The organism is Xanthomarina gelatinilytica, from assembly GCF_000348685.1.
Classification (GTDB): Bacteria; Bacteroidota; Bacteroidia; order Flavobacteriales; family Flavobacteriaceae; genus Xanthomarina; species Xanthomarina gelatinilytica.
In genome coordinates, this window is sequence record NZ_ANLA01000004.1 from 598,764 (window position 1) to 622,847 (window position 24,084).

The following is a 24,084-nucleotide window of genomic DNA, read 5'->3' on the forward strand; positions in this document are numbered from 1 at the left end:
GTGTTTAATGGGTAAAGTTTAACAATTCGCGTCTGTATGCCGTTAATAATTTGGATTTTGAAACAAAACCGTAATATTTGCCTTGTTTAATAACAGGTAAATTCCATGCATTGGTATCTTGAAATTTTTGCATAACCATTCTCATGTTGTCTTTTTCATAGTCAATGTGTCCAGGAGGTAACTGCATAAAAGTCTCTACAGATGTAGAATGGTACAAAGATTGGTCAAACATAATACTTCTAATATCATCTAAAAGAATAATTCCAACCAAAACATGGTCCTCATTAATAACAGGAAACAAGTTTCTATTGGATTTTGAGACACCTTTATGTAACATGTCGCCTAAAGACATTGTTGGGTTTAAGGTAATAAAATTTTGTTCAATAACACTGTCAAGGCTCATGGAAGTTAGAACATTTTGGTCTTTGTCATGCGTCAGTAAATCACCTCTTTCAGCCAATTCTTTCGTATAAATGGTGTGTTCCATATAATTTTTAGTAATCATATATGAAATAGCAACAGTTATCATTAAAGGTAAAAACAGCTCATAGCCTCCAGTAATTTCAGCAATTAAAAAAATGGCAGTTAAAGGCGCATGAATAACACCTGCTATAAGACCAGCCATTCCAACCAGTGTAAAGTTGGATTCGGAAACTTGGTGTCCAAGCCCAATATTATTAACTATTTTGGCAACTACATTCCCTAAGGCGCTTCCCATAACCATTGTAGGTACTATAACACCGCCAACACCACCAGCAGCAAAGGTTGTGGTCATGGCTATGGCTTTAAAAACCGTAAACCCAATAAGTAGCACGATAACTACCCAAATATTATCCAAATATTCATCAAATAAGTTGGAGCCTAAAGCGTGTAAGTAGTTTCCATCAAACAAATCTTTTGTAAAACTTAAACCTTCACCATATAATGGAGGAATAAAATAAAGCATGATCCCTATGGCCAAACCTCCAACCAGTAATTTGGAAAATCTGGTTTTAAATCTGTCAAAGAAAGCGTAAACCGCAAAATATATTTTAGTGAAATAAATAGACGCCACACCTGTTCCAATACCAAGAATTATATAAAAAGCAGTATCATGCAAGGTAAATTTATCAGTAAGCGTAAAATTGAATAAAACTTCATCTCCAAGGAAAAAATAAGATGTTAACACAGAAGAGATAGAAGCAATCAATAAGGGTAGTAAAGACGCAAAGGTTAAATCCAGGCTAAACACTTCTACAGCAAAAACTATGGCCGCAATGGGAGATTTAAACATGGAAGCTACAGCTCCAGCCGTTGCACAAGCAATAAGTAGCGTACGTGTTTTTTTATCAATGTGCATGAGCCTACTTAAATTGGAACTAATGGCAGAGCCAGAAGTAATGGCAGGTCCCAACAACCCAACGGAACCACCAAAACCAACTGTTAGTGGAGCTAGTATCAAGGGATGGTAGATTAATTTATAGGATAGAAGCCCTTTTTGTCTTAGCAAAGAATATAAAAGTGACGGAACGGCTCGTTTTATAAAAGGAGGTACCGAAGGCGTCAATTTTTTGCTGAACATGTATTTTTTTATAAGATATACTATCAGTAATCCTATAATAGGCAATATAAAATACAGATGGTTTTCTGAAAAAACAATCCCTTTTTCCAGTGTGTTTTGAATGAAATAAGTAATGTTTTTTAAGGTTACAGCAGCCAAACCAGCCAATAATCCAACAAAGGTGCTTAAAAACAAAACAAAGTTTTTCTGTGAGATATGTTTGTATCTCCAAATTAAAAATTGTTTTATTAAAGTTTTTATGTGCATTCTATGGTGCTATTTATTTACTGAATAGGTTATGAATTCATCATAAAATAAGCATAGGTATATAACCCAAACAGAATTATGGTAAAGATTAATGCTGTATATAAAACGATTTTTACAAGCTTCTTTCTCATGAATTAAAACTACTAAAAAATCCTGCAATTGCAGGATTTTTTGTCTTATGATTTTAAGTTGAGTTTTAAACTTAGCTCTTCCAGCTGTTTATTGTCTATGGGAGCAGGTGCATCTATCATCACATCGCGACCCGCATTGTTTTTAGGAAAGGCTATAAAATCCCGAATGGTTTCTTGTCCACCAAGAATGGCAACCAATCTATCCAAACCAAAAGCCAAACCACCATGTGGAGGAGCTCCATACTCAAACGCATTCATCAGGAATCCAAATTGGGCTTTGGCTTCTTCCTCAGTAAAACCTAAATAATCGAACATCAAGGCCTGGGTTTTTTTGTCGTGAATTCTTATGGAACCTCCACCAATTTCGTTTCCGTTCAACACCAAATCGTAGGCATTGGCTTTTACTTCTCCCGGATTTGTAGCCAATAATTCCAGCTGTCCAGGTTTTGGCGAAGTAAATGGATGGTGCATGGCATGATAACGTTCGGTTTCTTCATCCCATTCCAAAAGTGGGAAATCCATCACCCAAAGAGGTGCAAATTCGTTTGGATTTCGCAATCCCAAACGTTCTGCCAGCTCCATACGCAAGGCACTTAATTGGGCTCTTACTTTATTTTTATCTCCTGAAAGTACGCAAATTAAATCGCCAGCTTTTGCTCCAGTAGCTTCAGCCCATTTGGACAAATCGTCCTGGTCGTAAAATTTATCAACTGAAGATTTATAGGTTCCATCGTCATTGCATCTGCAATATACCATACCCAATGCGCCAACTTGTGGACGTTTTACCCAATCAATTAATTGGTCTATTTCTTTTCTGGTGTAAGCATTTCCTCCGGGAACAGCAATACCAACAACCAATTCGGCAGAGTTGAAAACACCAAAATCTTTATGTTGTGCTACCTCGTTCAGTTCCCCAAACTCCATCCCAAAGCGGATGTCTGGTTTGTCGTTCCCATATAAGCGCATGGCATCGTCATACAACATGCGTGGGAATTGGTCTATTTCAACACCATTCACTTCCTTTAAAAGGTGTCTGGTTAAACCTTCAAACGCATTTAAAATATCTTCTTGCTCCACAAAAGCCATTTCACAGTCTATTTGCGTGAATTCAGGTTGTCTATCGGCACGTAAATCTTCGTCCCTAAAACATTTTACAATCTGAAAATACTTGTCCATGCCACCAACCATCAACAACTGCTTAAATGTTTGCGGACTTTGTGGAAGGGCATAAAACTGTCCTTGGTTCATGCGACTTGGTACCACAAAATCTCTGGCACCTTCTGGAGTGGATTTTATTAAGTAAGGTGTTTCTACTTCAATAAAACCTTCTTTGGACAAATAATTTCTAACTTCCTGAGTGACTTTATGACGAAAAATCAAGCTGTTTTTCACAGGATTGCGTCTAATATCCAAATAGCGATATTTCATTCTAATATCCTCGCCACCATCGGTTTTGTCTTCAATGGTAAAAGGTGGTAACAAGGCTTCGTTTAAAACAGTCAGTTCAGAAACCAAAATTTCTATGTCTCCTGTTGGGATGTTTGGATTTTTGGAAGCTCGCTCAATAACCGTTCCGGTCACTTGAATCACAAATTCACGACCTAAGTTTTGGGCTTTTTCCATCATGGCTTTAGGCGTACGTTCTTCATCAAAAACCAATTGGGTGATGCCGTAGCGATCGCGTAAATCCACCCAAACAATAAACCCTTTGTCACGGGATTTTTGTACCCAACCAGCTAGTGTAACTTCTTTATTGATGTGTGATGCCCTTAACTCACCACAGGTATGACTTCTATACATATATCGGAATATTAAACTTGAATTTTTATTTCAAGCTATTTAAATAGGTTGCAAATTTAAGGAAGTTAACCGATTATCAAATAAAAAAGCCCCAACATTTGTCGAGGCTTTTTCCGCTATTAATCAATCCTTCTAATTGAGAATAAAAGGAAGGTAATTAAATAAGATCTGTTGTTGCTCTTTTGTTACGAATCCACATTTTTAATTGCATGGATAAATAGAACAATACAGGTACCACAATAAGTGTTAAAAACGTGGCTATCAATAAACCATAAATCACGGTCCAGGCCAAAGGGCCCCAAAAAACCACGTTGTCTCCACCCATGTAAATATTGGCATCAAACTCTTTAAATAAGGTAAAGAAATTGATGTTTAACCCAATGGCTAAAGGTATTAAGCCTAAAATGGTAGTAATGGCTGTTAAAAGTACCGGACGCAAACGGGCTTTACCAGCTTTTACAATGCTTTCAAATAAATCTTCCTTACTTAAATATTCCTGGTCATCCAATCCAAGTTGTTGTTTTTTCCTATCAATTAACAATTGTGCATAATCCAGCAGTACCACACCATTATTCACCACAATTCCTGCTAAGGAAATAATACCAACCATGGTCATCATGATTACGAAAGCACTACCTGTAATCACCAAACCTCCAAAAACACCTATAAAACTCAAAAAGATGGCTAACATAATAATAGCTGGTTTTGAAATGGAATTAAACTGAAAGATTAAGATGAAAAAAATAAGTCCCAACCCAGTAAAAAAAGCACCCATTAGAAAGGTCATTTGTTTGTTTTGCTCCTCAATCTGACCTGTATAATCTATTTTGATGTTCTTAGGAAGGTTTTTAAAGCTTTTCATCTCGTTTTGAATTTGGGCAACAATGGCGCCTGCATCTGTAAATCCTGGAGATAAAGCCGAGTAAACGGTTACCACACGTCTTGTGTCTTTGTGTTTAATGGCACTAAAACCAGAATTGTTTTCATGTTTGGTTATGGCCGAAACAGGGATGCTTTTTATTTGTCCCGTATTGTCCCTAAATGTGATGTTTTGATTAAACAGTGCACTGGTGTTGTAACGGTTGTCTTCATTAAAACGCACGTAAATATCAAAGTCGTCACCACCTTCTTTGTAGATACCAGCTTTAGAGCCAAAAATGGAGTTACGTAACTGTTGTCCCACTTGGGCAGCACTAATGCCTAATTCTCCAGCTTTTTCCCTATCTATAACCACTCTCATGGATGGCTTGTCTTTATTGACATCTATTTTAAGTTCATCAATACCTTGAATGTTCTTGTTGTTGATAAACTCACGCATGTTTTCGGCCGTGTTAATCAACTCGTCATAATCGTCACCTTCAATTTCAATATTGATAGGAGATCCAGCAGGTGGTCCATTGGCATCTTTTTCAACAGAAATAAGTACGCCTGGGAAAATACCAACTAAGGCTTTTTGTACTTTCTGTCGTAACAATTCACTATCTTCTCCACGACGATATTTATACTCTCTCATGGATGCCGTTATTTTTGCTTTATGAGGCATTTCGGCAGAAGAACCACTATCCGTTTGAGGGTTTCCGGCACCTTCACCTACCTGCGAGACTGCACTTTCAACCATAAAGTTGTAGTTGCCATCTGTATATTGGTCATCGTTTATAACCTTATAAACAATTTTTTCTATTTCTTTGGTAATGGCATTGGTTTTTTCAATGGCAGTTCCTTGTGGATATTCTATATATACAATAATTTGATTTGGTTTGTTGTCTGGAAAGAATTCCACTTTGGTGCGTTGGGTTGATAAAGAAATCCCAAAAGCCACAAAAGCCAAGATCAATAGTGCAAAAGTACCAATAGTCAAAATATATGGTTTCTTAGCAGATAGTGCCCAACGCAATTGGCCTTCATACCAACGTTCTAATTTTACAAGCGCTTTTGTTTGAAAGCTATTGGCCCATTTTCGTAAAAACAAACGATAGATCCAAAGCATAATGGCAGTAAATACCATTAGGGTTCCAAGAGCTCGATACTCACCACCAACAATAAATACCAAAATCCCTAAAACAGCCATAATAACTGTGGTTCTGATAATTTTTTTAAGTGGCATGTCTTTATCTTCGGTATTCATAAACTGAGACACCAAAACGGAGTTAAAGAAAATGGCAACAAATAATGAAGATCCCAAAACCACAGAAAGCGTGATTGGTAGTATCATCATAAATTCACCCATAATACCAGGCCATAAGCCTAAAGGTATAAAAGCTGCTACGGTTGTTGCTGTAGAAATTATAATAGGAAAAGCTATTTCCCCAATTCCTTTTTTGGCTGCTTCAATTCGGCTCATACCTTCTTCGTCCATGAGACGATAGACATTTTCCACCACTACAATACCATTGTCCACAAGCATTCCTAATCCCATGATCAACCCAAAAAGGACCATGGTATTTAAACTTTGTCCTAACATGCTTAAAATCATGAGCGACATAAACATGGACATTGGGATGGCAAAACCTACAAATATGGCATTTTTAAACCCTAAAAAGAACATTAAAACGGTTACCACCAAGATAACACCAAAAATAATGTTATTCACCAAATCGTCTACCTGTCCTATGGTTACTGAAGATTGGTCGTTGGCAATGGTGACTTTTAAATCCTGAGGAAATACATTGTCTATGGCATCTTGAACAATAACCTGTATCTGTTCGGCAGCAGCGACCATGTTTTTACCAGCACGTTTTTTTACGTCCAGCATGACCACAGGTTCTCCAAATTCTCGGGCAAATGTGGTTTTATCTTCTTCTTGAAATGATACAGTTGCCACATCTTTTAAATAAATGGCATGACCTTTTTCAGATTTTACAACGAAATTTTTAAGCTGGTCTGGCGTTTCAATTTCCCCAAGAATCCTAATGGTTCTTCGTTGCCCACTGGTTTTTAGGTTTCCGGCAGACATGGTCACGTTACCATTGTTTATGGCTCCTATAATGTCCGAAAAGGTAACTTCGGCAGCCATCATTTTATAGATATCCACTGCAACTTCAACTTCTTTTTCTTGGGCACCACGAATATCCACCTGTTTGATTTCCATTAAGTCTTCAATTTCATCTTGAAGATATTCGCCATATTCCTTGAGTTTTTCAACGGGATAATCACCAGAAATATTAATGTTTAAAATGGGCATTTCTTCCGAAAGGCTCAGCTCAAACACGTCTGGTTTTACTTTGGCACCATTGGACATGGGCCAATCTTCTCCTGCTGTCTTGGTGTCTATTTCGTCTTTTACTTTTTGTTTGGCCTGTTCTACTGTAAGGTGTTCATCAAATTCCACGATAATCATGGAAAAATCCTCTTGGGATGTTGAGGTAATTTCTACCACATTGCTCACTGTTTTTAACTCATCTTCCAGTGGGTCTGTTATGAGTTTTTCAACATCTTCTGCCGTGTTTCCTGGGTATACAGAGCTTACATAGATTTTGGTTTCGTTTACTTCAGGGAAATTTTCACGTGGCATGTCGAAAAAGGCAGCAACGCCTAAATAAAAAATCACCAGAATAAGGACATACATGGTGGTTTTATTGTTGATTGCCCAGGATGATAAACCAAATTCCTTATCGACTTGTTTTTTCTTTTTAGTCATTGAATGTTACTTTTTAGTCGTTAGAATTATCGGTTGGCTCGTCTTGGTTTGGTAAATTGATTACTTTCACAATTTGTCCATCCTTAACGCTTCGTGCACCTTCCTTGATGATTTCTGCGCCATCGTCAATGCCCTCAAGCACTTCTATGACATCTCCTTGGGTTCTTCCGGTTTTAATGATAATGCGTTTGGCATCTGCTTCACCATTGGAGTTTTTATTGGTAACAACATACACATATTGCTCACCTTCTGCGTTTTCTGAAATAATGCTTTGTGGTATAAGAATCGCTTCTGGATTGGTGTAGTCGTTAATTTTTAAACGTGCTGTGAGGTTTGGTTTAATGGTTTTGTCTTCGTTTGGTATACCAACTTCCACTTTAAAGGTTCTGTTTGCAGGATTGATAACATCTCCTGCTTGGCGTACTTTGGTCTCGATGGTTTTTCCCAATACAGGAAATTCCACTATAACATTTTTGCCTTTGGTAACATTGGTTATATAGCTTTCCGGCACATCGGTTTCAATGTACATGTCTTCCAAATTTACAAGACGAATAAGAGGTGTTTGTCCAGCAGCCACCACACTTCCTTGCTCTGTAATCACATCGTCTATGGTTCCCGAAAAAGGAGCCGTTACATTGGTTTTGGCTATTTGTTGCTTTAACTGGTTTACAGCTTCGGCTTGAGACTCGTAGGTGGATTTGGCTTGTAAGTATTGAATTTCACTCCCAATATTTTGGTCCCACAAACGTTTTTGACGTTCAAAAGTGGTTTTGGCTAAATTGGCTTGGATTTCCAATTGTGCCAATTGCTGACTTAGACCTCCATCGTCAATTTTAGCTAATAGCTGTCCTTGACGCACCTTTTCACCTTCTTTAACATACACATTGGTTAAAATGCCATTAAATTCCGGAGTGATAACCAACAGGTTTTTGGTTGTAACGTTCCCTTGTATTTCCAACTGATGGTTAAATACTTCCTGCTTGGCTTTAATGGTGGTAATTAAAGGAACTTTCCTAACCGTGTCCAATTGCGCTATTTTTTCATTAAGCAAGCTTATTTGTTCGTTCAGTTGTTGTTGTTTGGCATCTATTTCGTTGCGTTTTTCTTTTAGTTCCGATAAATTATCAGAAGCTAGGACTTTTTCAAATGATTTTGCTTCCTTATCACCACAAGAGCTAATAAGAACGGCAAGAATAAAGAGGAGATGTATGTTTTTCATGAGTGTTATATGATTAATGGCTTAGTAATTTACAGTGTTTAGTATGGTTTCTAACTCGGCTTTTTTGGCAATCACATCGAACATGGATTGCAAATATTCCTGTTGTGCAGTATAAAGTTGGGTTTGTGCTTGTCTTAAATCGAAACTGGACGCGATCCCTTCAAAAAATTTGGTTTGGTTTTTTTGCTCAATACGTTCGGCCAGATTTAAGTTTTGACGTTTGTTTTCGAATTCTTCTATGGCAAACCGATAATTGCTCTTTGCATTTGCTATATCAAATTTAAGCTGTTGTTCTGTTTGCGTTAGTTCTTCTTTGGCAATTTCCAAATCTATTTTGGCACGTTGTGTGGCAGCACTGCGCATGCCAGAACTAAAAATGGGAATGGACATGCTAACACCCAAAAGCGAAGACCCATACCATTCCTGGTTATTGGTGGTGAATTCAAATTTTTCGCCATATCCACTGTAGCCAGCATTAACAAAGGCACTTAAACTAGGTAAAAATGTGCTTTTCTCTAATTTTAAAAGCAGTTCTTTGGATACTTCCTGGTTTTTGGCAATTTGATAATCTATATTGTTCTCAATACTTTCATTGGCTTCCAATAATTCCAAAGAAATATTTTGAAGGGTCAAACTTTCAAGGGAATCTGTTAAAACAGTGTTTTCATATAAATCTATTCCCAAGGTAATGTTGAACATTTTATATGATAAATCCTTTATACGTTCTACATTGTTTTGATAGTTTTCCAAACTGGTTAAGGTAATTTGCAGTTGTTCGACGCTCTCTTCTTCAGCAAGACCATTTTCATAGATCTTGGTGGTTTCGTCAAGGTTTTTTTCAAGTACTTCTATGTTTTTATTGACTATTTGTAAGTTTTCTTCAGCCAATAACACATTGCCATAGGCATTTATTACAGCTTGACGGACTTCCAAATCGGTTTTGGTCTTGGCATTTTTTGAGATTTCCAAATACACTTTTGCCGATTGTAAGCCTACAATATAAGAGCCGTCAAACAATAATTGATTTAGGGTTGCCATGGCATTAACACTTTGTTTTGGGCTAAAGGTTACAGGTACAAAGGTGCCAGGTTCCCCACCAGCAATTTCTGCTGGCAGTAAAGACACTTGTTGCTTAAGCCAATTTTGGTAATCTACAGCGCCATTTATTTGTGGTAATCCTGTGGCTGTGGTTTCCCATTTTTGTTTTTCTGCAGCTTCAATGTCCCTAAGGGCGTTTTTTGCCTGTCTGTTATTTTCCAAAGCAAAATCTATGGCTTCTTGTAGCGTGAAACTACTTGGAACTTCTTGGGCAAACAACCAAGAAGTAAAGCATAACATAATTATTACTAGTGATTTGTGTTTCATGTTTGTTAGTACGTAAGTTTTAGTGGTTTTGTTTGGTGTTTATAATACTGTTTAGTTTATCTATTCCTTTCTCTGTGCTGATTCCACGAATGTGATACTCTAAAAAATTATCCATTAAGGTTCTCATGGAAAAATCGTTCAATGGAAATAAGTCTGGGTCCTTTAAGCACATCATGGTGTTAAAATATAGCCTGGAAATAAACTCAATATCAATGGATTTTCGGTAATACCCTTCTGCCACACCACGTGCAAGGTTGTTTGTGACACAGTCTTGCATGATACAAAATTGATTGGTTTTTAACTTTTCGAAAATCTTTGGATAGTATTTTTGAAGTTGGTGCTGTGGCGACGATTTTTCATCCTTTAAGTGCTCCATGGTGAATTTTTTTATCTCGTAAATTTCATCAATAGGGCTTTTGTTTAAAGCACAAATGCAATCTATGCCATGCGAAATAAATTCAAACATGTATAGCGTAGTAGCTTCCACCAATTTGGTTTTGGTGTCAAAATGTTGGTAAATGGTTTTTTTAGATATCCCAATTTTATTGGCAATATCATCCATTGTTACGCTTTTAAACCCATAGTTTAAAAACATGTCTGCTGCATTAATAAGTATCTTGTCTCTCATAATAGGAGGCAAATGTACAACAGGAAACTATAAAAACCTAAAAAGTTTCCAAAGTTTTAACAATTTGTTAATATTCAAAAAACTTATTGCAAAAGTATCTTTAATTGCACTATTTTTGTTTGATGCAACAAGTATCAATTTATCAAGAAGCCTTTGTTTCTTATTTAAACAATTTCATCAAGCCAAGGGAACCGGAATCTCTATACAATCCCATAAATTATATTTTAAAACTAGGAGGCAAGCGTTTGCGTCCAGTTTTAACTTTAATGACGGCCGAAATATTTAATTGCGACTACAAAAAAGCGCTGGATGCAGCTTTGAGCATTGAAGTGTTTCACAACTTTTCTTTGGTGCATGACGATATTATGGACGATGCGCCTTTAAGAAGAGGTGAGGAAACCGTACACGAAAAATGGGACTTGAACACTGGTATCCTTTCTGGCGATGCCATGTTAATTATGGCTTACCAATTGTTTGAGAATTATAGTCCAGACGTTTTTCAGGCTTTGGCCAGATTGTTCAGTAAAACAGCTTTGGAAGTCTGCGAAGGTCAACAGTTTGATGTTGATTTTGAAACCAGGGACAATGTTACCATTCCCGAGTACCTAAAAATGATAGAATACAAAACAGCTGTTTTGGTTGGTGCAGCCATGAAAATGGGAGCCATAGTGGCTCAGGCCACAAAAGAAGACCAAGATATTATATATGAATTTGGTAAAAACTTAGGTATTGCCTTTCAATTACAAGACGATTACCTAGATGTGTTTGGTGATCCAAAAACCTTTGGAAAACAAGTTGGAGGCGATATTATTGAGAACAAAAAAACCTATTTGTATTTAAAGGCAGTGGAATTTTCTGAAGCAGATAAAAAAACCGAACTGCAACATTTATACAGCTTGAACACCACAGACCATTCCGAAAAAATAAAAACAGCCAAACAAATTTTTGTGTCCAGTGGTTCTGCAGAGGCTACCAAAAAAGCCATAGAGGCCTATACCAATAAAGCTTTTACGGTTTTAGACCACTTAAATGTGTGTGAAAAAAATAAATTAGGCCTTATAGCTTTTGGAAAGCAATTAATGGGTAGAAATGTGTAATGGCTTTAAAGCTATGGTTTTATGATGATGAAACAGTTAAAAACAACTCAAGAGATTTTGGATGCGTCCTTGCAACAGGATTTATACAATAAATTGGTCCAACAACTAAACAAGGATTTTTTATATGCCAACATCGATTTGAGTTTTAACGAAGATGTCTTGCCATCTAGCCTAAAACTCATCTTGCACGAAACCATTTACAATTTAATTCAGGAAAAATTCATGGATTACCTAAACCTGCTTTATATTATAGATGTTCCAGAATACAAAGTAAAACAACTGGATGGTAGCGATGTGTTGGCACTTTCAGAACAGGTTACCTTTTTGCTGCTACAAAGAGAATGGCAAAAGGTGTGGTTTAAACAACAATATTCTTAAAAATACACACGTACAAATGGCATCCAAGGATCTGCATAAGTACTTTTGGAATTGTCGTAAAGCACATCAAAACGTATGCCTATGGTGACGTTCCTGGCATGATAGCCAGCTCCAAGAAATAAGGAAGGGTACCAATAATTTTCGTTAGCAAAGCCTGTTCTGCTGTCCCAATCAATACTGACATTGTTTTCTTCAAATTCAGCAGAGATTTGAATCTCATTAATTGGATTAAAAAGTCCAATGATACTTCCTCCAATTATGGTGGATTTGTAATAATTTTTTTGAGAGTTGTATGTGCCACTCAACCCAACCCCTAAAGCAAACTGTCGGTTAAATTGATAAATGGCACTGGGAGCCAAGGTGCCACTAAAGAAATTGTTGCCAAAACTCAAACCAATACCACCTCCAAACCGAACATGATTCCAAAAATCACTTTTTTGACTGTAATTGTTTTCTTGTGCAAAAAGAGGTGCTGAAAACAAACAGATTAACAGCATAAGCATCCTGGATTCGTGTATAATAAGGGATTTTTTTTTCATAATAGGGTTTTTGGTTAAAATAGGTTGGATAAAAATAATAAAAGCATATCTAATTTTACTAAAAGTTGTACTTTTGTATTAATTTTATTTAAACGTTTTAGTTTTTCATTTTATATGGACAAATATTCCTTCTTAAATGCAGCACATACAGCTTACTTTGCTGAATTATACGACCAATATTTACAAAACCCAGATTCTGTAGAACCAAGTTGGAGAGCCTTCTTTCAAGGCTTCGATTTTGGCAGCGAAAGTTATGGTATGGTAGATCAGCCTGTAGAAGCTGCCTCCTGCGAACATGTTTCGGAAAGCCTTACCAAGGAATTTCAGGTAATCAAGCTTATAGATGGCTATAGGACAAGAGGGCATTTGTTTACAAAAACAAATCCGGTTAGAGAGCGTAGAAAATATGCTCCTACTTTGGAAATTGAGAATTTCGGCTTGTCTAAATCCGATTTAAACACGGTTTTTAGTGCAGGTGAAGTTATTGGGATTGGGTCTCAAACCCTTCAGGAAATCATCAACCACTTAGAGAAAATTTACTGCAGCTCCATAGGTGTTGAATATATGTACATTAGAAAACCTGAAGAAATAAAATGGATTCAAGACAAATTAAACATTAACGACAATCAGCCTAACTTTTCAGCAGAACAAAAAAAATACATCCTTAAAAAGCTAAACGAAGCTGTTTCTTTTGAAAGTTTCTTGCACACCAAGTATGTTGGACAAAAACGCTTTTCATTGGAAGGAGGCGAGTCTTTAATTCCAGCATTGGATGCCTTAATTGAAAAAGCTTCAGAATATGATGTTAAGGAATTTGTGATGGGAATGGCACATCGTGGTCGTTTAAGTACCTTGACCAATATTTTTGGAAAATCGGCCAAGGATATTTTTAGCGAGTTTGAAGGCAAAGATTACGAACAGGAAGTGTTTGATGGTGACGTAAAATACCATTTGGGTTGGACTAGCGATAGAATAACAAATTCTGGAAAGAAAATTAACTTGAACATCGCTCCAAACCCATCGCACTTGGAAACCGTTGGTGCCGTAGTGGAAGGGATTGTTAGAGCCAAACAAGACGATAAATATGCTGAAAACCCATCACAGGTTTTACCAATTATCGTTCATGGAGATGCAGCAATAGCAGGTCAAGGCTTGGTGTACGAGATCATTCAAATGGCCCAATTGGATGGGTATAAAACCAATGGAACCATTCATATTGTGGTAAACAACCAAGTAGGATTTACAACCAACTATCTAGATGCTCGTTCCAGTACCTATTGTACAGATGTTGGCAAAGTAACACTTTCGCCTGTTTTGCACGTTAATGCAGATGATGCAGAAGCTGTGGTTCACGCCATGTTGTTTGCCTTGGATTTTAGAATGCAGTTTAAACGCGATGTGTTTATAGATTTATTGGGTTATAGAAAATATGGCCATAACGAAGGGGATGAACCACGTTTTACACAACCTAAATTGTACAAAGCCATTGCAAAACATAAAAATCCAAGGGAGATTTATGCCGAAAAGCTAATTTCTCAAGGGATTGTTGATGAAGCTTATGTAAATAAGTTGGAAGAGGAATACAAAGCGACCTTAGAGGAAAAATTAGAAGACTCAAGAAAAGAAGACAAAACCGTTATTACGCCATTCATGCAAAACGAATGGGAAAATTATATTACGGTTGAAGAAGATAAAATGATGAAACCTGTAGATACCACCTTCCCTAAAGATGGTTTGGCTAAAATCGCCAAGGTGCTCTCATCATTACCAAAAGACAAAAAATTTATACGTAAAATATCCCGTTTGGTAGAGTCCAGACAAGATATGTTTAACGAAGATAAACTGGATTGGGCCATGGCAGAACATTTAGCTTATGGTTCTATTCTAGAAGAAGGATTTGATGTTAGAATCTCTGGACAAGATGTGGAAAGAGGAACCTTTTCCCACAGACACGCTGTGGTAAAAGTGGAGGACAGTGAAGAAGAAATTATATTGCACAATAATATCAGTGACAAACAAGGGAAATTCTTTATTTACAATTCCTTGCTGTCAGAATATGGTGTTTTAGGTTTTGATTATGGTTACGCTATGGCAAGTCCAAAAACACTTACCATTTGGGAAGCCCAATTTGGGGACTTCAGCAATGGCGCACAAATTATGATAGATCAATACATATCTGCAGCCGAAGATAAATGGAAACTTCAAAATGGTCTGGTCATGTTGTTGCCTCATGGTTATGAAGGCCAAGGAGCAGAACATTCTTCTGGTAGAATGGAGCGTTATCTTCAGCTTTGTGCTAAAGATAACATGTATGTGGCAGATTGTACTACACCTGCAAACATGTTCCATTTATTAAGAAGACAGGTAAAAGCTAAATTTAGAAAACCATTGATCGTGTTCACACCTAAAAGCTTGTTACGCCATCCTTTGGTTGTTTCCACAGTAGATGAATTTGCAAATGGTGGGTTTAAAATGTTAATTGATGATGAAAGAGCAAAAGCCGAGAGCATTAAAACCTTGGTATTTGTTACTGGAAAATTCTATTACGATTTACTTGAAGAACAAGAAAAATTAGGAAGGGAAGATATGGCCTTGGTGAGAATTGAACAATTGTTTCCACTTCCAGTAGATGATATTAGAGCCATTTTAAAGAAATACAAAAATGCCGAAGATGTGGTTTGGGCTCAAGAAGAACCTAGAAACATGGGAGCTTACAGTCATATGTTAATGCACCTGGACGAAGCCAAAACGTTTAGGGCAGCAACCAGAAGAGCTTACGGAGCTCCTGCAGCAGGAAGTACTGTGCGTTCTAAAAAACGTCATAAAGAAGTCATTGATTACGTGTTCGATAAAACAAAAAACAATCAACGTTAAATGAAAAAAAGCGTATTTATATTATTATTATTTATTACTCTAGGTTCTTTTTCGCAAGAACAGGAAAACTATAAAAAAGAAGTGTCAGAATTGGTGTCATTTTTTAATGAGCAAAATTATGATGCCATATATAATATGTATAATTACGATATGAAAAAGGCTTTGCCTTTAACTAAAACAAAAACCTTTTTTGCAGATTTGAATAGTAGCTTGGGCAAAATCTCCAAGATTGAATTTAAAAATTTAAAAGAATTGGCCCATGTCTATAAAGTAACTTTTGTCTCAGAAGTGAGGGATATGTTGGTTTATTTAGATAAAAACAACAAAATAGGTGGCTTGCAAATAACTTATCACAAACCAGAAAACCTTCAGCTTATTGAGCGAAATACAACTAAAATGATATTGCCATTTCATGAAGAATGGTTTGTGTTTTGGGGAGGGACCACAGAAGATCAAAACTATCATGTAGCCCATGAAAACCAAAAATATGCTTACGATATCTTGATAATGAAAGATGGCGTATCCTTTACGGGAGACCCTAAAAACAATGAGAGTTACTTTGCTTTTGGAAAAGAGATTATAGCACCTTGCGATGCTAAAGTAGTAAAAGTGATCACAGGAGTAGAGGACAACATACCTGGAGAATTAAACCCTGAACAACTTACTGGAAACACCATTGTTTTAGAGACCAGCAACAAAGAATATATTTTGTTTGCACATTTAAAGCATCAATCCATAGTTGTAAGGGAAGGCCAATTTATAAGACAAGGAGCACTTTTGGCGCAATGTGGTAATTCTGGTAATACATCAGAGCCTCATTTGCATTTAAGTTTGCAAAACACCTTGGATATGAATATTGCCACAGGAGGAAAATTGTATTTTGAAAAGATTTTGGTCAATGGCGAATTACAGAGAGATTATCTGCCTGTTAAGGGAGATGTTGTTAAAAATATAGGAAGATAGTATTTTAAGAACTATAAACACAAATACAACAAACAGTTTAAAGATGTGTCTGAAGCTTTAAACTATTTATTACAAAAGGACAAAAAGAAATAGAACAAAAACAACGTAAGCAAATAGGTTACAAATAAAATTATCATTATGATTTTAGAAATGAAAGTTCCTTCACCAGGAGAATCAATTACAGAAGTAGAAATAGCAACTTGGTTGGTGCAAGATGGAGATTATGTAGAAAAAGACCAAGCCATTGCCGAGGTAGATAGCGATAAAGCAACACTGGAATTGCCAGCTGAAGCCAGTGGTACCATCACACTTAAGGCAGAAGAAGGTGATGCTGTTGCTGTTGGAGCAGTTGTATGTTTAATAGATACAAGTGCTTCGAAACCAGACGGAAGTTCTGCTCCTAAAAAGGAAGACACAAAAGAGGAAGCTCCTAAAAAGGAGGAGGCCCCAAAAAAGGAAGCTGCTGTCACCTCTAGCACAGCAGAGACCTCTTCAGAAACCAAAACCTATGCTACTGGAACTGCAAGTCCAGCTGCAAAAAAGATTTTAGCCGAAAAAGGCATGGACGCCTCAAGTATTTCTGGTACAGGAAAAGATGGTCGTGTTACAAGAGAAGATGCTGTAAAAGCAGTACCATCTATGGGAACACCAACGGGTGGATCCAGAGGAACTTCAAGAAGTAGAATGTCTATGTTACGTCGTAAAGTTGCAGAACGCTTGGTTGAAGCCAAAAATACAACAGCCATGTTGACCACTTTTAATGAGGTAGACATGTCTCCAATTTTTGCTTTGAGAAACGAGTATAAAGACATGTTTAAAAACAAACACGGAGTTGGATTGGGCTTTATGTCTTTCTTCACCTTGGCTGTGGTGAGAGCCTTGAAAATGTATCCTGCCGTAAACTCAATGATAGATGGAAATGAAATGATTTCTTACGATTTTGTGGATGTTTCCATAGCCGTTTCCGGACCTAAGGGCTTAATGGTTCCTGTAATAAGAAATGCCGAAAACCTAACTTTTAGAGGCGTAGAGTCTGAAGTGAAACGTTTGGCTATTCGCGCACGCGACGGACAAATAACTGTAGATGAAATGACAGGTGGAACCTTTACCATTTCCAATGGAGGTGTTTTTGGAAGTATGTTATCCACTCCAATCATCAACCCGCCACAAAGTGGTATATTAGGTATGCACAATATTGTGGAACGTCCAGTGGCCATAGATGGTAAAGTGGAAATAAGACCAATCATGTTCGTAGCTTTATCTTACGACCATAGAATTATAGACGGTAAAGAATCTGTAGGGTTTTTGGTTGCCGTTAAAGAAGCTCTGGAAAACCCAACAGAGTTGTTAATGAACAACGATATTAAAAAAGCACTGGAATTATAACCAGAGATATTTGTCTGTTTATAGGAAATAGCTGAAACTTTAAAAAATAAGTCTCAGAAGGTTAAAAACAAAGAAGCGCAATCTAAAAATTAGATTGCGCTTTTATCTTGAAAATAACTAACTAAAAAAAATTAACAAGAATATTAATGGAAATAACCGTTACAACAACAATAACCAATCCAATTATAAAAAATTTGTTGATAGAATTATACTCATCATCCATGACTTAAAAATTTTGATTAAGGGACTTCTTTTAATCTTTAAGAGGAAATAAAACCCTGTGCTTTTTAACACACAGAGTTTTATAAATTTTCCCTTAAAGGTAATTGATTAATAGCAGTGTAAATATCCTAATAATCTGAATGCCAAACAATACGTAACGTTACGTATTTTTATTAGTTAAAGTATATAAACGAAGAAAGCTCCAGACAAATACATTTATCTAGAGCTTTCATAATTCTCCCTAAGAACTAATTAATAGCAAAGCAAATATCGGGATTAAAAGCACATCAAACAATACGTAACGTTACGTATATTTTATTCTAAAAGAGTTTGATTTTCTTTAGCCCAGATTAAAAGACTGTTTTGAATAGGAGCAAGATTAAGCTTTTTAATAATATGGCTTTTGTGTTTTTCTACAGTTCGATTAGATATAAACATCAAGTCTCCAATCTCTTTGGCTGTTTTATTTTGAGCAATATGTTTTAGTACCTCTTTCTCTGTTGGAGTTAAGGTTTCTAATTCTTTGGGTGTGCTTTCAACTTCTAAATAAGACAATAATTCTGGACTAAAATATGGGATGTCTTTGGATACAGTATCAATACATTGCTCTATTTCTGTAAGTGCAAATTCTTTTAAAACATACCCATAAACACCTAGGGACTTTGCTTGCTTGTAAATGGCCTCATCTTTTTCAAAAGTAATAAGGACAATCTTGGTTTGATAGTTTAAGGCTTTGCATTTTTCGGCAATTTCCAAACCTGTATAATATGGCATCTGGATATCTAAAATCGCAATCTCTGGTTTATGGGTTTCAATAAGTTCCAATGCATCTTTGCCGTTTACTGCACTGGCCAATACATTGTATTTTTTTTCCAAGAGAAAATCATTCAATCCTTTAAGGATTAATGGATGGTCGTCTGCTATTATAATGGAAGACTGCATAGGTTTTTAAATAGTAGAAATAGTTATTAAATATAAGTTTTTTTGTTAAAAAGACAGAACGGATTTATAGTTTTAGGTATAAATACTTTTTTTCATAATCAATAATGCCTTTTCCTTTTTTTAAGATATCTGCTCCTATAATGCCATCCACAGGTTGCGAATTATGTGTTGTTAAGGCTGTATTGACATGGGTTAGATTAAATAAAACAAGTGCCACTTTATCTTTTTTCCAACTCCCAATTTTCAAATTGTTTTTTTGTGATATTTGGGTAAGCATGTCTGTGGCTCCAGCCCCAGCTGCTTTAATTTCAGAATCCTTGGCTTTAAGCTTAAAGGTTTCAACAGCCTCAAAGCCCACACAAGAACTGGATGCTCCTGTATCTAAAATAAACAATCCCTTTACGCCATTAATGGTGGCTTTTATTTCAAAATGATTGGTTTTTGTTAGCTTGAGCTTAATTTTTGTATAGCCTTTTGCCAAAAGAAAGTCTTTAAGGTTTAAATGCGACAGGTCACTCATAATCATTTTTGTTTTTTGACGTATAAAAATACAACAATAATAACAGTTAGTGCAGCAAAAAAATAATAAAGCACATAAGGGGTTTCTTTTTTAAAATCAACAGGATTGCCATAGTACACAAAGGCGCTCCAATAATATGGTGATTTTTTTACGTTGCTAATAGATGAGTCTTTTAAATAGGATAGTTTGGATTGTCTGTTGGCCACTGAAGCAGAAGCAGTTTTTTTATAGTTTTTGTAAAACAAAGACATCATATTTGCCGTAGAGGCATCGTTGATTTGCCATAGGGAAAACAAAATGTTTTTGGCACCAGCATATTGAAATCCCCTGGCAATGCTCATGGCTCCTTCGCCTTTTTGCAACTTGCCAATTCCTGTTTCGCAGGCACTCAAAACCACCAATTCGGGATGGATATTCAAACTGTACAATTCGTTTAAAAGCATGGGCTCGTCGTAAAACGCCATAGAAGCTGGGTTTATGAAATCGCCACTACTTGCATGTGTAGAGATATGCAAGATGTTATGGTTTGATGCAGATTTTAAAAAATTGTTTTTGGTGGCTTCAGAATTAAAAAACATGGTAGCATCCATTTCTTTTTCTATGGCTTTGGCTTCATCCAAAGAGTAGCTAAGTGGCTGATTGCTGTTTTTGAATACAGGGAAAATACCTAAAACCTTAGAGTTTTTTGGCACTTCAGGTGTTTCTAAATAAAATGTCAAACTAGAATTGTAAACTACCTGTTGTTTGGTCACCAAAAAAGGCATTTTCGAAAAATTGAAGCTGGTTGTCTCTTCTGTCAGTAAGGCTTCAAATGGCATGAAGTTTAACAAGCCATCTGGAATAATAATGAGGTTTTTCGCCGTAATGGTTTTATTTAAATGTAAAAATCGATACATGTTAAAAGCTTGGTTGGTGAAATCCTGGATGTTGTTGTTGATGGCTGAAGCCGTATCGAATAAATGAATGAAATCTGTAAGGGATTTTTTAGAACCTTCCTCTAATGTCATTTTTAAGAAAGCCGTGTTTTTTTCTGATATGATGAACTGATAGATAGCACGTTCACCATAAAAATAAATAACGATGTTTGCCTGATCCAATGCAAGTTGTTTTTGGATTTTAGGGACATCTACAGCCTGTTCCTCCTCAGGATATGTGGCGTCAATGTGCTGTTGTAGGGTTTTTAAAGCCATGCTTATATCCAAAAGTTGCTTGTTTAAACTATCGTTTGCCGTTGCTTGGTAACCTAATTGCGTTTTTATCAACACACTGGTTAATTGTTCTTGTGTTACAAGAAGTTGCTGTTCTTTTAACAATAAAGTATCTGTTGGATGTTTCTCCAGAAGCGTTTTTTTTCGGGATACATCCTTTAAAACATAAGCTTTATGGGTTTCGGCATATTGTAAGGCTCGCGTAAAAAGTTCTATGTTTGAATGGGTTTGATAGCTTTCAAAAAGTAAGTCTATACAATGTTCGCTACGTTTTCTGTTACTAACTTGATTGGTGATTATAGATTCTTGGGATGTTAGGTTTTCTACTAACAATCCGGATACATAAAAGCTCAAATCGTAATAGGCCAAAGCCTTCTCGGAGCTATTTTGTAATCTCGCCAGCAAATCAAAAATATCTATAAAGGTGTTTTCTGCATATAGATGTGTTTTTTCAGGAATGGTTTTTCGTTTTAAATTGGGCAGTAAGGTGTGTAATGCCGATTGTAAATTTTGATTGGCTTCCTCAAAATCACTCAATAGATAATGTAATTGGGCTTTTTTAACAAAATGCTTAGCAATGTCCCTGTTGGTTAACGAATCCTTTTTTTGAAATATTTCTGAAAGATTCAAATGTTTTAAAGCCAATTCATAATTCCCTTTTTTCAATGCCAATTCGTATTCCAGTTGCTGTTTGTTGAACATACCTTTAGAATTAGGAAAAATGACATCATTATCTAAATTATTGTTGATAGAGGTGTTTAACGCAATTAAACTAGAGGCTTTAAGCGCGTTTAATTTGTCTTTTTGTTTGGTTTCTATATTTGAAATGTGCTTGGTTTTATCTATCAAATCCAAAACCGATTGGTGCATGCCACGCGTTTGATAAAGCACAGAAAGATTTATGATTCCCGCAATGTACTGGGTATTGTTTTTGTTTTCTTTGGCTAAAGAAAGGTATTGTTTTATGGTGTTTTCGGCATCTGTATAATTGTTGGTTTTGGTGTATAAATTCCCCAAAGGTTTTAGGCAATACTCGATTATATCGTAATCGGAAATACTTGAAAGCCGGTTATCGTTATAACGCTTCCATGCAGTTTCGTAGGTGGAAATTGCCAGATGGAACCTGTTTATATCTTTTAGATAATAGGCCTTGTTGCAAAGTAAAAATACAAATGCCAAGTGTTCGTCTTTTGTTGAAACTTGCGACTTAAAGTTTGCTTCCTGTTTACTTAATGTTTCAAGGGACTGTATGTTTTTATTGGCTATAAAGGTTTCGGTAGCCGTGTAAATGGATTCTTCCAAATGTTGTGAAAAGGAAAGATGGCAAATCATGAACATCAATAATCCGTACCATGTTTTTTTCATAGGAAGCTGTTTCACATAGGTTTTTTAAAATTTCCAAATGGCGTAGAATTGCCAATAACTAAAATCCTGTTTAAAATTCAGGACATATCGTGCGCCAATACTTGGGCCAATTCTAGCAAATCCAGCAGTAACATCTACTAACAAGCCTGTTCTAAAATTGGTAAAGCCGTTTTTGTTCTCGTTGGAATAGGTAGCGCTGTTCATTAAAAAATTGTCAGTGACACCTTCAAACTGTTCTACCAAAACGTTTTGGGTTTGCTTCTCGCTTATGCTAAACATGCCTTGCAATCCTGCTCCAACGCCTATGTAATTATTTATGTTGTAACGCACAAGAACAGGGATTTCCCAGTCCACATTGTGATAGCTGTTATTGGTTGTGGTGCGTTGTAAAAACAGTAAACCTTGCGCGCTGTCAACCAATTCATCGGTTGTTTCAGTGTCATCACTGTATTTGTGAAAACTGTTCAATAGCTCCGCTTGCCAATACCATCTATAGGATTTATAGGGCGAGATGGTGGCCCCAAGAAAGTAACTTTCGGAGTTTTTTAGATCTGGGAAAGCATTATAGCCCACTTTGGCTCCTATGGAAATGCCAGGAGCAAACCTGGTTGTGGAATAATTGGTGATGATGGGTTCGTTTTTATCAAAGATAATGGCTGTCCTGCTTTTGGTTTTTTGTTTATGAAAATCTTTGGCAAACTTAATATGGTATGTAACAAAGCCTTTGGTGGAATCGTATTCCTTCACATTTTTTTGTTCACTACCTGGTAAGTATATGTTTTTAAAGGTGAAAATGGCTTGGGTATCTGTAAAGGTGGTATCCAAACAACTGTAATTTACTTCTTCTTTTGGGCAGATGTCACATTTGGGATACATGTCTGTAACCTCAATAGTCGATTTGTCCAACATGTCTGGAATATCGGTTTCCAAACGAATGGTTCTTGCTGGTCCTTCACCATTATTTTGAAATTTGATTTTATACTTTAAGGTTTTAAAACGTACCGTTCTATAACTCATAAACGTACCATTGCTGGCCATCCTGTTGGGATCGTGAGAGGTTACAATTTCCATCTCCATGTCCTTTACCTTGTGGTTGTCAAAATTAACATCTGGCACATACACACCACGTATGGAAATAATGGCACTTGTGTCCTTGAGCATTTCTGGAGGTGTTTTTAGGGTAAAAAACAAATGGCGCTCTTCATTGGGTTTTAAATTGTTGAATTCAAATTGCTCGTAGTTCCTGTAATAAGATTTCGATTCTTCCAAGGTTAATGGCAAATTGGTTTTTATGGTGGAATCCTGTGGTTTGGCTTTTAGGTTTAAAACATCTTTTTCAGCTGAAGCCAATAAGGAATATTCAAAATCATCTATGGCATTTGTGTAAACAAAATTGGCTTTTGGAGTGCGTTTTTCGTTGTGGTAAGCTCTTATGTCTTCCATTATAAAATTGTCTGCTTTGTATTTATGTTCGTTGTAAAAGAGGAACAGTTTACCGTTTGTGGTATCATTCAAGTAGTTTTTATAGCTCATAATCACAACAATGTCTTCTTCTGGCATCGGTTCCCTGTTGCGTTGAAGCATGAAATCTTCGGTCATGGAAGCACTGTCGTTTGCTGAAGCATCAGCTTGGGTAACCGTTATTTTTTTTGGTCTGGAACTAGGTGGTTTTCCAGTGTCGTAATGATTGGTGGCCCAAAGCTTCACTTCGTAATCGCCAGGACTTTTATAGCTGTGTTTCGGGTTTTTTTCCTTGCTGTAAGTGCCATCGTCAAATTCCCAATAATAGGTATAAAACGCTTTTGGAGCACCAGCAATTTGTTCTAGGGTTGGGGTTTCCGGTGAAAATTGAATGGCATCCCCTTCTACTTGATGAATTATCCTTGCCACACGTGGAATACTATCTTGAGAGCGTACTTTTTGTGCAGAAAGCCATTGAAAACAACAGCATAAAAGAATAAAAGTAAAAAATGATCTCATGATAAATTCAATTAGGTTCTTGC

At 36.4% G+C, this 24,084-nt stretch carries 16 protein-coding genes; 5 read left to right on the forward strand and 11 right to left on the reverse strand.

Translation table 11 applies throughout. From position 1 onward, the window contains the following. Positions 1-4 precede the first annotated feature (4 nt). The 6 genes from D778_RS03335 to D778_RS03360 all read right to left on the reverse strand — a co-directional run bounded on the left by D778_RS03335 (position 5) and on the right by D778_RS03360 (position 10,587). Positions 5-1,807, reverse strand: a complete 1,803-nt coding sequence (locus D778_RS03335; RefSeq protein WP_007647668.1) for a chloride channel protein — start codon at positions 1,805-1,807, stop codon at positions 5-7. A gap of 176 nt (positions 1,808-1,983) precedes the next feature. Then, positions 1,984-3,738: an aspartate--tRNA ligase gene (gene aspS, locus D778_RS03340; protein WP_007647669.1), complete on the reverse strand. Its 1,755-nt coding sequence runs from the start codon at positions 3,736-3,738 to the stop codon at positions 1,984-1,986. A 157-nt stretch (positions 3,739-3,895) separates the two neighbouring features. Further along, positions 3,896-7,375 (reverse strand): efflux RND transporter permease subunit, encoded by a 3,480-nt coding sequence (locus D778_RS03345; RefSeq protein ID WP_007647670.1) that lies wholly within the window; start codon positions 7,373-7,375, stop codon positions 3,896-3,898. A gap of 13 nt (positions 7,376-7,388) precedes the next feature. Then, on the reverse strand, positions 7,389-8,594 hold the full coding sequence (locus D778_RS03350; RefSeq protein ID WP_007647671.1) for an efflux RND transporter periplasmic adaptor subunit: 1,206 nt from the start codon (positions 8,592-8,594) through the stop codon (positions 7,389-7,391). Between the two features lie 21 nt (positions 8,595-8,615). After that, the gene (locus D778_RS03355) at positions 8,616-9,959 is read right to left on the reverse strand and encodes a TolC family protein (RefSeq protein WP_040491313.1); all 1,344 of its coding nucleotides are present in this window, start codon (positions 9,957-9,959) and stop codon (positions 8,616-8,618) included. 19 nt (positions 9,960-9,978) lie between these two features. Further along, on the reverse strand, positions 9,979-10,587 hold the full coding sequence (locus D778_RS03360) for a TetR/AcrR family transcriptional regulator (RefSeq protein ID WP_040491315.1): 609 nt from the start codon (positions 10,585-10,587) through the stop codon (positions 9,979-9,981). A gap of 122 nt (positions 10,588-10,709) precedes the next feature. On the opposite strand from D778_RS03360, the gene D778_RS03365 reads away from it, so the two are divergent. Together D778_RS03365 and D778_RS03370 are read left to right on the forward strand one after the other, a co-directional pair. Beyond that, on the forward strand, positions 10,710-11,684 hold the full coding sequence (locus D778_RS03365; protein ID WP_007647675.1) for a polyprenyl synthetase family protein: 975 nt from the start codon (positions 10,710-10,712) through the stop codon (positions 11,682-11,684). Positions 11,685-11,705: 21 nt separating this feature from the next. Then, on the forward strand, positions 11,706-12,062 hold the full coding sequence (locus tag D778_RS03370; RefSeq protein WP_007647681.1) for a hypothetical protein: 357 nt from the start codon (positions 11,706-11,708) through the stop codon (positions 12,060-12,062). On the opposite strand, the gene D778_RS03375 is transcribed toward D778_RS03370, so the two are convergent. After that, the gene (locus D778_RS03375) at positions 12,059-12,601 is read right to left on the reverse strand and encodes a hypothetical protein (RefSeq protein WP_007647689.1); all 543 of its coding nucleotides are present in this window, start codon (positions 12,599-12,601) and stop codon (positions 12,059-12,061) included. The two genes, D778_RS03370 and D778_RS03375, sit on opposite strands and share 4 nt — an antisense overlap. Before the next feature lie 114 nt (positions 12,602-12,715). On the opposite strand from D778_RS03375, the gene D778_RS03380 reads away from it, so the two are divergent. The 3 genes from D778_RS03380 to odhB all read left to right on the forward strand — a co-directional run bounded on the left by D778_RS03380 (position 12,716) and on the right by odhB (position 17,824). Next, entirely contained in the window at positions 12,716-15,475 is a 2,760-nt protein-coding gene (locus tag D778_RS03380) for a 2-oxoglutarate dehydrogenase E1 component (protein ID WP_007647690.1), read from the forward strand. Next, positions 15,476-16,438 carry a M23 family metallopeptidase gene (locus D778_RS03385; protein ID WP_007647691.1) on the forward strand — a complete coding sequence of 321 codons (963 nt, stop codon included), beginning with the start codon at positions 15,476-15,478 and terminating at the stop codon, positions 16,436-16,438. Positions 16,439-16,576: 138 nt separating this feature from the next. Beyond that, positions 16,577-17,824 carry a 2-oxoglutarate dehydrogenase complex dihydrolipoyllysine-residue succinyltransferase gene (gene odhB / locus D778_RS03390; RefSeq protein ID WP_007647692.1) on the forward strand — a complete coding sequence of 416 codons (1,248 nt, stop codon included), beginning with the start codon at positions 16,577-16,579 and terminating at the stop codon, positions 17,822-17,824. 537 nt (positions 17,825-18,361) lie between these two features. Here odhB and D778_RS03395 read toward each other — a convergent pair. From D778_RS03395 to D778_RS03410, 4 genes are all read right to left on the reverse strand, one after another. Further along, a complete protein-coding gene (locus D778_RS03395; RefSeq protein ID WP_007647693.1) occupies positions 18,362-18,988 on the reverse strand; it encodes a response regulator in 627 nt (208 codons plus the stop codon). A 64-nt stretch (positions 18,989-19,052) separates the two neighbouring features. After that, positions 19,053-19,508: a retropepsin-like aspartic protease gene (locus D778_RS03400; RefSeq protein ID WP_007647694.1), complete on the reverse strand. Its 456-nt coding sequence runs from the start codon at positions 19,506-19,508 to the stop codon at positions 19,053-19,055. A gap of 2 nt (positions 19,509-19,510) precedes the next feature. Next, on the reverse strand, positions 19,511-22,081 hold the full coding sequence (locus D778_RS03405) for a CHAT domain-containing protein (protein WP_007647695.1): 2,571 nt from the start codon (positions 22,079-22,081) through the stop codon (positions 19,511-19,513). 24 nt (positions 22,082-22,105) lie between these two features. After that, a complete protein-coding gene (locus tag D778_RS03410; RefSeq protein WP_040491320.1) occupies positions 22,106-24,061 on the reverse strand; it encodes a PKD domain-containing protein in 1,956 nt (651 codons plus the stop codon). Positions 24,062-24,084: the final 23 nt, after the last annotated feature.

Bases quoted from the DNA above. Each gene is read 5' to 3' on its own strand.
- D778_RS03385 (WP_007647691.1), top strand. From the start codon at position 15,476: ATGAAAAAAAGCGTATTTATATTATTATTATTTATTACTCTAGGTTCT.
- D778_RS03405 (WP_007647695.1), bottom strand. From the start codon at position 22,081: ATGAAAAAAACATGGTACGGATTATTGATGTTCATGATTTGCCATCTT.
- D778_RS03365 (WP_007647675.1), top strand. From the start codon at position 10,710: ATGCAACAAGTATCAATTTATCAAGAAGCCTTTGTTTCTTATTTAAAC.
- D778_RS03350 (WP_007647671.1), bottom strand. From the start codon at position 8,594: ATGAAAAACATACATCTCCTCTTTATTCTTGCCGTTCTTATTAGCTCT.
- D778_RS03400 (WP_007647694.1), bottom strand. From the start codon at position 19,508: ATGAGTGACCTGTCGCATTTAAACCTTAAAGACTTTCTTTTGGCAAAA.
- D778_RS03345 (WP_007647670.1), bottom strand. From the start codon at position 7,375: ATGACTAAAAAGAAAAAACAAGTCGATAAGGAATTTGGTTTATCATCC.
- D778_RS03355 (WP_040491313.1), bottom strand. From the start codon at position 9,959: ATGAAACACAAATCACTAGTAATAATTATGTTATGCTTTACTTCTTGG.
- D778_RS03410 (WP_040491320.1), bottom strand. From the start codon at position 24,061: ATGAGATCATTTTTTACTTTTATTCTTTTATGCTGTTGTTTTCAATGG.
- D778_RS03360 (WP_040491315.1), bottom strand. From the start codon at position 10,587: ATGAGAGACAAGATACTTATTAATGCAGCAGACATGTTTTTAAACTAT.
- aspS (WP_007647669.1), bottom strand. From the start codon at position 3,738: ATGTATAGAAGTCATACCTGTGGTGAGTTAAGGGCATCACACATCAAT.
- odhB (WP_007647692.1), top strand. From the start codon at position 16,577: ATGATTTTAGAAATGAAAGTTCCTTCACCAGGAGAATCAATTACAGAA.
- D778_RS03375 (WP_007647689.1), bottom strand. From the start codon at position 12,601: ATGAAAAAAAAATCCCTTATTATACACGAATCCAGGATGCTTATGCTG.
- D778_RS03370 (WP_007647681.1), top strand. From the start codon at position 11,706: ATGATGATGAAACAGTTAAAAACAACTCAAGAGATTTTGGATGCGTCC.
- D778_RS03380 (WP_007647690.1), top strand. From the start codon at position 12,716: ATGGACAAATATTCCTTCTTAAATGCAGCACATACAGCTTACTTTGCT.
- D778_RS03335 (WP_007647668.1), bottom strand. From the start codon at position 1,807: ATGCACATAAAAACTTTAATAAAACAATTTTTAATTTGGAGATACAAA.
- D778_RS03395 (WP_007647693.1), bottom strand. From the start codon at position 18,988: ATGCAGTCTTCCATTATAATAGCAGACGACCATCCATTAATCCTTAAA.